This is a genomic window from Castellaniella sp., assembly GCF_049673105.1.
Classification (GTDB): Bacteria; Pseudomonadota; Gammaproteobacteria; order Burkholderiales; family Burkholderiaceae_B; genus Castellaniella.
In genome coordinates, this window is the sequence record NZ_JBATXG010000027.1 from 23,009 (window position 1) to 30,898 (window position 7,890).

At 64.3% G+C, this 7,890-nt stretch carries 7 protein-coding genes and 1 pseudogene; 5 read left to right on the top strand and 3 right to left on the bottom strand.

Translation table 11 applies throughout. From position 1 onward, the window contains the following. Nucleotides 1–8 precede the first annotated feature (8 nt). From WBF69_RS11100 to ispF, 3 genes are read left to right on the top strand one after another with little or no spacing between them, the layout of a single operon-like run. On the top strand, nucleotides 9–1,112 hold the full coding sequence (locus tag WBF69_RS11100) for an ABC transporter ATP-binding protein (RefSeq protein ID WP_424264121.1): 1,104 nt from the start codon (nucleotides 9–11) through the stop codon (nucleotides 1,110–1,112). Next, nucleotides 1,109–2,959, top strand: coding sequence for a glucokinase (gene glk, locus WBF69_RS11105; protein WP_424264123.1), 1,851 nt, complete (start codon nucleotides 1,109–1,111; stop codon nucleotides 2,957–2,959). Before WBF69_RS11100 ends, glk begins: the two co-directional genes overlap by 4 nt. A gap of 31 nt (nucleotides 2,960–2,990) precedes the next feature. Further along, entirely contained in the window at nucleotides 2,991–3,479 is a 489-nt protein-coding gene (gene ispF / locus WBF69_RS11110; protein ID WP_424264125.1) for a 2-C-methyl-D-erythritol 2,4-cyclodiphosphate synthase, read from the top strand. A gap of 58 nt (nucleotides 3,480–3,537) precedes the next feature. On the opposite strand, the gene WBF69_RS11115 is transcribed toward ispF, so the two are convergent. From WBF69_RS11115 to ompR, 3 genes are read right to left on the bottom strand one after another with little or no spacing between them, the layout of a single operon-like run. Beyond that, on the bottom strand, nucleotides 3,538–4,086 hold the full coding sequence (locus WBF69_RS11115) for a peroxiredoxin (RefSeq protein ID WP_424264127.1): 549 nt from the start codon (nucleotides 4,084–4,086) through the stop codon (nucleotides 3,538–3,540). Nucleotides 4,087–4,132: 46 nt separating this feature from the next. After that, the gene (locus tag WBF69_RS11120; RefSeq protein WP_424264129.1) at nucleotides 4,133–5,524 is read right to left on the bottom strand and encodes an ATP-binding protein; all 1,392 of its coding nucleotides are present in this window, start codon (nucleotides 5,522–5,524) and stop codon (nucleotides 4,133–4,135) included. 48 nt (nucleotides 5,525–5,572) lie between these two features. Further along, nucleotides 5,573–6,307: a two-component system response regulator OmpR gene (gene ompR, locus WBF69_RS11125; protein WP_298013833.1), complete on the bottom strand. Its 735-nt coding sequence runs from the start codon at nucleotides 6,305–6,307 to the stop codon at nucleotides 5,573–5,575. Nucleotides 6,308–6,465: 158 nt separating this feature from the next. Here ompR and tsaB point away from each other — a divergent pair, with 158 nt between their 5' ends. Then, complete coding sequence (tsaB, locus tag WBF69_RS11130; RefSeq protein WP_424264132.1) at nucleotides 6,466–7,707, top strand: tRNA (adenosine(37)-N6)-threonylcarbamoyltransferase complex dimerization subunit type 1 TsaB; 1,242 nt, start codon at nucleotides 6,466–6,468, stop codon at nucleotides 7,705–7,707. Beyond that, nucleotides 7,704–7,890, top strand: a pseudogene (locus WBF69_RS11135) (hypothetical protein); the annotation flags it as partial. The gene tsaB and the pseudogene WBF69_RS11135, both read left to right, overlap by 4 nt.

Consider the following 7,890-nt stretch of genomic DNA (forward strand, 5'->3'; position numbering starts at 1 on the left):
GAGCAGGTGTGGGTTCTTTATCCATCCGCAATGTACGCAAGATCTATCACGGCAACGAAATCCTGAAAGGCATCGATCTGGATGTCCAGGATGGGGAATTCCTGATTCTGGTGGGACCGTCGGGCTGCGGAAAATCGACGCTGCTGTCCATGATCGCAGGGTTGGACCCGGTCGACGAGGGCGACATCCTGATCGGTGGGCGGCGGGTCAATGACCTGAACCCCAAGGACCGGGACATCGCCATGATGTTCCAATCCTATGCGCTCTACCCCAATATGTCGGTGGCCCGCAATATTTCCTTCGGTCTGGAAATTCGCAAGGTGCCGCGCGCTGAACGCGAGCGCATCGTCCTGGACGTCGCGCGGATTCTGCAGATCGATCACCTGCTGGATCGCCGTCCCTCTCAGCTATCGGGCGGGCAGCGGCAGCGCGTTGCCATGGGCCGCGCCATTGCTCGCGCGCCCAGCCTGTTCCTGTTTGACGAACCGCTGTCCAATCTGGATGCCCGCTTGCGCATCGAGATGCGGCTTGAAATCAAGCGTCTGCATCAGCGCATGGGGACCACGATCGTGTATGTGACGCACGACCAGATCGAGGCCATGACCCTGGGCGATAAAATTGCGGTCATGAAAGGCGGCGAAGTCCAGCAGTTCGGTACGCCGCAGGATATCTACGACAATCCCGCCAACCGCTTTGTGGCGGAATTCATGGGTTCTCCGACGATGAATCTGATTGATACCCGGATCGAGGCGCAGGACGGGACACTGGGCGTGCGGCTGGAAGCCGCCGATAGCCATTACTGGATGCCGGTGGCGCCCTCGGTGCAGGATCGGCTGGCGTCGCGGGCGGGCCAGCCTGTCTTGTTGGGTATCCGACCGGAACAGATCACCCATGCGCGTCATGACGACCCGCTGTCGGTGGCGCGTCTGCCGGTCATGCTGACCGAACCCACAGGCCCCGACACCATGGTTCTGGTGTCGCTCAATGGCGGGGACGTCACGTGTCGGGTGCATCCGGATCACGCCGTATCGCCGGGCGCGTCCATGGCTTTGCAGTTTGATCTGTCCAAGGCCGTGTATTTTGATCAGGCCAGCGGCTTGCGCGTGGCATGAGTCTGCGGGATCAAGAGTCTGTCGCATCGCCGGAATCCGAGACGCCTCATCCCGGCGGGGTGCGGCTGTTGGCCGATATCGGGGTGACGCATGCGCGTTTCGCCCTGGAATCCGCGCCTTGGAAGCTAGAGCAAAGCGCTACCTTGAATTGCCGGGATCACGACAGCCTGCTGGCGGTGGTGGCGGCCTATCTGGATGGCATCCAGGGCGACCGGCCTCGTCATGCGGTCATCGCCATCGCCAATCCGGTACAGGGCGACGAGGTCCGCATGACCAATCGCGACTGGCGGTTTTCCATCGAGGCCACCCGCCGGGCGCTGGGCCTGGACATCCTGCTGGTGGTCAATGATTTCACGGCGATGGCCATGTCCCTGCCTCGCCTGGGGCGGGCCGACAGACTGCGGATCGGGCCGGGCGGCGACGAACCCCAGCCAGGCGTCATCGGGCTGATCGGCCCAGGGTCCGGCTTGGGGGTGTCGGGCCTGATTCCGGCTGCCGATCATTGGGTGACGCTGGGCAGCGAAGGCGGTCACGTCAGCTTTGCGCCGAATAATCCGCGCGAGCTGCAGATCCTGCAGCATGCCTGGACCCTGTTTGGCCGCGTCTCGGCGGAACGCCTGCTGTCCGGGCCGGGCTTGGAACTGATCTGGCAGGTGCTGGCCGGGCGGACGGCAGGATCCGCAGCCCCTCCCAGTGCCGCCGACATTGTCGCCCAGGCGCTGGCGGGTAATGCGCTAGCTCTCGATGTCGTGGATACGTTCTGCGGGATGCTGGGCTCGGCTGCCGCCGATCTGGCGCTGACGCTGGGCGCATCCGGCGGCATCTACATCGGCGGGGGGCTGGTCCCGCAGCTGGGCAAACGGCTGGCCCAATCGCCGTTTCGCGAGCGTTTCGAGGACAAGGGGCGCTTCAGCGCCTACGTGCAGCAGATCCCGACGTACCTCGTGCTCAGCCAGGATCTCAGCCTGAAAGGCGTGTCGGCCATCCTGGATCAGCAGCTGCGCCTGCAGCGCGGCGATGCGGTGCTGCTAGACCGGGTCAGAGGAGCGCTGCCGGGGATGAGTCCCGCCGGCAAGCGGGTTGCCCAGCTGTTGCTGGCGCAGCCGCATGGCTTTGTGCAGGATCCAATCGCGACGATCGCGCGCAATGCGGGGGTCAGCCAGCCGACCGTGATCCGTTTCTGCCGCGCACTGGGTTTTCCCGGCTTGCTGGATTTCAAACGCAAGCTCGCATCCGGCCTGAGCAGTTCCATTCCCCTGCAGCACAGCCAGGTCAAAGTCGGTGACCGGATGCCTGATTTGTCGGCCAAAGTGCTGGACAACACGGCGTCGGCGATTCTGCGCCTGCGTGATGCGGTGGATGCGCGGGCCGTGAGTCACGCCATCCGTTTGCTGCGGGCCGCCAGTCGCATCGAGATCTTTGGCGCGGATGGCGCCGGGATGGTGGGCCTGGATGGGCAGGACAAATTCTTGCGCCTGGGCATGCCCGCCGCGATTTATCCCAGCGCCCGGCTGGAACAGGCCGCCGCCCGATCCCTGAGTCCGCAGGCGGTGGTCGTGGCCATTTCAGAAACCGGCACGCAACCGGATCTGTTGCGTGCCGTGGATCTGGCGCGCGGCTGCGGGGCGCCAGTGATCGCCATCACTCAAGCGGATTCGCCGTTGGCGCAAAGCGCAACCGTCTGCCTGGCGGTGGATGCTGTGGAAAACGATATCGCGCAGCTGTCCATGGTGTCGCGTATTTTGCAGCTGCTCATGCTGGACGTGATGGCCGTGGGGGTGACGGTGGCGGCGCACCGGGCGGATGCAGGGGCTACGCCACCAAAACGGGCGGCGCATCCTGGTTAAAATCGCCTCTTGACGTGTAGCGGAGACGACAATGACACATCGCTTTCCCTTTCGGGTGGGGCAGGGGCATGATCTGCATGCGCTGGTGGCAGGCAGGCCTTTGATCATCGGCGGCGTGACGATACCCTATGACCGCGGGCTGGCCGGCCATTCGGATGCCGACGTGCTGCTGCATGCCATCACGGATGCCGTGCTGGGGGCCGCCGGTTTGGGGGACATTGGCCGTCACTTTTCCGATCAAGACCCGCGTTGGGCGGGGGCTGACAGCCGCCTGTTCCTGCGCGAAGCCGCCCGCCTGGCCCGCGAGGCCGGGTGGGACGTGGTCAATGTGGATGCCACCGTCCATGCCCAGGCGCCCAAAATCGGTCCGCATGCGCCGGCCATGGCGGCCTGCATTGCGCGGGATCTAGGGATCGCGGCCGAACAGGTCAACATCAAGGCCAAGACCAACGAAGGCCTGGGCCATCTGGGGCGCGGGGAAGGCATCGCCGCCAGCGCGGTGGTGTTGCTGGCGGCCTAAGCATTTGTGCACGCCCCGACCCGGAAATCTGCGATCGGGGCATGGCGCGGTCGGGCCGCTACAGCGTACCGCCGCCGAGCGTGCGATTGCAGGCGCACAGTCCGTCGGTCAGCAGCGCATCCAGAATGCGCAGCGTTTCTTCCGGGCTGCGTCCTACCTTGAAGTTGTTCACCGAGACGTGCTGGATCAGATTGTCCGGATCGATGATGAAGGTGGCGCGCAGGGCCACACCTTCGGTTTTGTCGCGAATGCCCAACTGGTCGATCAGCGCCCCGGAGGTGTCGCCGAACTGATAATGGTTCAGTTTGCTGAGTTCCGGACTTTCGCGGCGCCATGCCAGCTTGACGTATTCATTGTCGGTCGATCCGCCCATCAGCACCGCATCGCGTTCTTCGAATGCATCTGCCAGCGCATTGAAGCCGATGATTTCGGTTGGGCAGACCTGGGTGAAGTCTTTCGGGTAGAAGTAGATGACCTTCCATTTGCCGGGGAAGGATGATTCGGTGATGTCCTCGAAGGCTGAAACGCCGTTTTCCTCGTGCTGATTGAATCCGGGTTTGACGCCGGTGACGCGGAAGGCCTCGAGCTTGTCGCCTATGGTTTTCATCGGGGCTCCTGAGTGAAAGGACGGCCAATGGGGCCGCCTTGCCATTCTACGCTATGGTTTTGTCGGCTGGCCGCGTCTTGGCCTTGGGGATTTCGATACGCGCCAGCAGACCCTGCGCAGGCTGGGAAATCAGTTGGAATTTGCCGCCCACCTGGCCCAGCAAGCGTTCGACGATGGACAAGCCCAGCCCGGCGCCGCTGACGCCGGTGCGGGCCGATTCGCCCCGGGCAAAGGGGCGCAGCAGCCGCTGGGTGTCGGCGTGCGGGATGCCGACCCCTTGGTCCTGGACCTCGATGCGCAGCAGATTGCCGGTCTGATAGGCGCGCAGCGTGATGTGGGCGCGATCATCGCTGGTGCTGCGGCCATAGCGGCGCGCGTTTTCGATCAGGTTGCTGACGATGCGCTTCAGATCGTTGGCGCTGATCCGCGCCTGCAGACCCGCTTCGATACTGGCCTGCAGATTGCCGCCCAGGGATTCGGTATGGCTGCGTTCGCGTTCCAGCAGATCCTTGAGCACCCGCGAGACATCGATGCCGGTTTCAGGGACCTGTCCCGCCGGGCGGGCGTATTCCATCAGCTGGCCGATACTGTGGTTGATCTGGGCCAGATCGTCGTCGATGGCTTGCCTGGCCTCGTCGCTCATGTGGCTCATTTCGATTTCCAGGCGAATCCGCGCCAAGGGGGTGCGCAGATCGTGCGAAATGCCTGCCAGCATGATTTCCCGGTCGGCCTCGTTCTGGCGCAGATCGCGGGCCATGCGATTGAACGCGATGTTCATGTCGCGGATTTCCATCGGCCCTTTTTCGAGCAGCGGGGTGGGGGTTTCCCCCCGCGCCAGTTGCTGGGCGACCTTTGCCAGCTGCGCCAGCGGATGATTGATGAATCGCACGCTGATGGCGGCCCCCAGCAGCGCCAACAGCAGGGATGCGGCGACCCAGCCCAGCCATTCGCGGCCCGTGGTCAGCCGCAGCTGATCGCGGTCGAATACCAGCCAGTACTGCATGTCGTCGATATGGAAGCTGATCCAGATGCCCGGCACCTGATTGACCGCCCACATCATGGACGTCTGCGACCCCAGGCGGTTGCGGATTTCAGATGAGACATTGTCCCAGTAGGTGGTGTGCGGCAGGGGTTCCAGCACGTCCGTGGGGTCTCTGGGCTGGACGCGCAGGCTTTCTTTGGTGGCCAGGTCCAGCAGCAGGGCCGGGCGTACCTCTGTCGGCGCGTAGACCAGGGCCGAGCGCGTGATGCTGACCGTGGTCGCAATGCGCTGGGCCAGTTGCATGGCCCTGGGGCCTTCTTCGATATTGAAGACGATCTGCAGCCAGGCACCCAGGCTGATCATCATCAGCAGGGCGATCAGCAGAAAGGATCGGGTGAACAACCCCAGGCGCAGCCGGGGCAGGATGGTGCGCCAAAGCCGTGTGATGAGCGTCATGACAGGAAACAGAGCCTGCGAGGGCGGGCCTCGCAGGCGATGAGGCGATTATTGACCGCCGTCGGGGACGAAGACATAGCCCAGTCCCCAGACCGTCTGGATGAAGACCGGTTTGGAGGGGTTGGGCTCGATGAGTTTGCGCAGGCGCGAAATCTGCACGTCCAGACTGCGGTCAAAGGCTTCGTATTCGCGGCCCCTGGCCAGTTCCATGAGTTTGTCGCGCGACAGGGGGACTTTGGGGTGGCGGGCGAAGACCTTCAGCACGGAAAATTCGCCGGTGGTGATGGGGACGGATTCGCCGCTTTTCATCAATGTCCGGGTGGACAGATTCAGCACGTAGGGGCCGAACTCGACGGATTCGTTTTCCTGGCTGGGCGCGCCGGGGTGTTCTTCGGTCCCGCGGCGGCGCAGGATCGCGTTGACGCGGGCCAGCAGTTCGCGGGGGTTGAAGGGTTTGGTCAGGTAGTCGTCGGCCCCCATTTCCAGGCCGACGATCCGGTCGATTTCCTCGGCCTTGGCAGTCAGCATGATGATGGGTGTATTGTCATGGTTGCCGCGCAGGCGCCGGCAGATCGACAGACCGTCTTCCCCAGGCAGCATCAGGTCGAGGACCAACAGGTCGAAGTGTTCCCGTTGCCAGAGCTTGGCCATTTCCTTGGCGTCTTCGGCGACGTAGACGTTGAACCCCTGTTCGGACAGATAACGCCGCAGCAGGTCGCGCAGACGGGGATCGTCGTCGACGATCAGGATCTTGCGTGTGAGGGTCTGGTTATGTGTGTTCATGAGGAAAATGTAACAGGGTCGGGAAAGCAGTGCCAGCGCTTATCACAAGAAATTACACAATAAGCGTTTGGTTGTCATGTGGGGTGCGCCGCCGGCTGGAAACAGAGCCGCACTGCCGGATTCAGCGAGAAACGCTCCTCCATTAAAATAGCATCGCCATGGACGATTTTCACATTCTAGCCTTTGAAACATCAAGTACTCTGTGCAGCGTCGCTTTGTTGTCGAGCACGGCGGGGCGCACGCGCCTGCGCACGGTCCAGCACGAAGGACGGCAGGAACACGCCGAACGCATTTTGCCATTGGCGTGGCAATTGCTGAGCGAGGCCGGCCTGCAGCGCGCCGGCCTGTCGGCGGTGGCCTTCGGCCAGGGACCGGGGGGCTTTACCGGTCTGCGGGTGTCCTGCGGGGTGGCGCAGGGGCTGGCGGTGGCGCTGGATATTCCGGTCTTGCCAGTGGATTCCTTGCATGCCGTGGCTTTCCATCAGGCGGGGGATGATCCGTCGGGCATCCATGTCGTCTTGCAGGACGCCCGGATGAACGAGCTCTACGCCGCGGCGTATCAGTGCGTCGATGGCCAATGGGCCGCTTTGCAGGCTCCTGCCTTGATTGCCCGGACCGACGTGGCCGCCTGGTTGGCCGACGCCGCTGCCGTCTGGGCGATGCAGGCCGGCAGCGGCTGGGCGGCGCATGGCGATGCGCTGGCGGCGTTCGAGGGTCTGGCAGACGAACTGCGGGCCTTGGGGGCGGTGATCCCGGCGGACGCTGAGCAGCCGGCCCGCGCCCATGCGGCGACGGTGGCGCGGCTGGCCGCGCTGGCCTGGCAGCAGGGTCAGGGGCTGGACGCATCGCTGGCGGCGCCGGCCTATGTGCGCGACAAGGTCGCCTACACCACGGTGGAACGCGCGCAGGGCCTGGGCGGTAACCCGCAGGCCGATGCCGCGCATTGGTCCGTGCACGATATGGGCATGACGGATCTGGACGAGGTCGCCGCCATCGAACGGCAGGTCCAGTCCTTCCCCTGGACGCGGCAGAATTTCGCCGATGGACTGGCCGCCGGCTATCGGGGCTGGGTGGTGCGTCGCCTGGGGGCGATGCTGGGATTCGCCCTGCTCATGGACACGCCGGACATGGCTCACCTGCTGGTCATCGGCGTGCGCCCCGAGGCCCAGCGCCAGGGCGTGGGGGCTGAACTGCTGCGCTATTGTTCGGCGCATTGCCGTCAGGCCGGCTTGCCGGCCCTGACCCTGGAGGTCCGCCCCAGCAATACCCAGGCGATCGAGTTCTATCACCGACATGGCTTTCATCAACTGGGGCTGCGGCGCGGTTATTATCCGTCGTCCCACGGCGTGCGCGAGGATGCCTGGATCATGACCCTGACGTTCCCGGAGACTGCATCATGAAGCCTCGGCTGCATCCCGCGCAGGCGGCCTGGTTGACGGAAATCGGACTCGACCTGCATTGGGTCGAGATCCAACCCATCGCCGCCGCCCAGCCGACCCAGGATCCGGAAGCGGCGCCAGCGCCCGTCCGCGTTGCGGATGCGCCGCAGGCTCCCGCGCGCCCCGCTGCGGACCGGCCTGTTG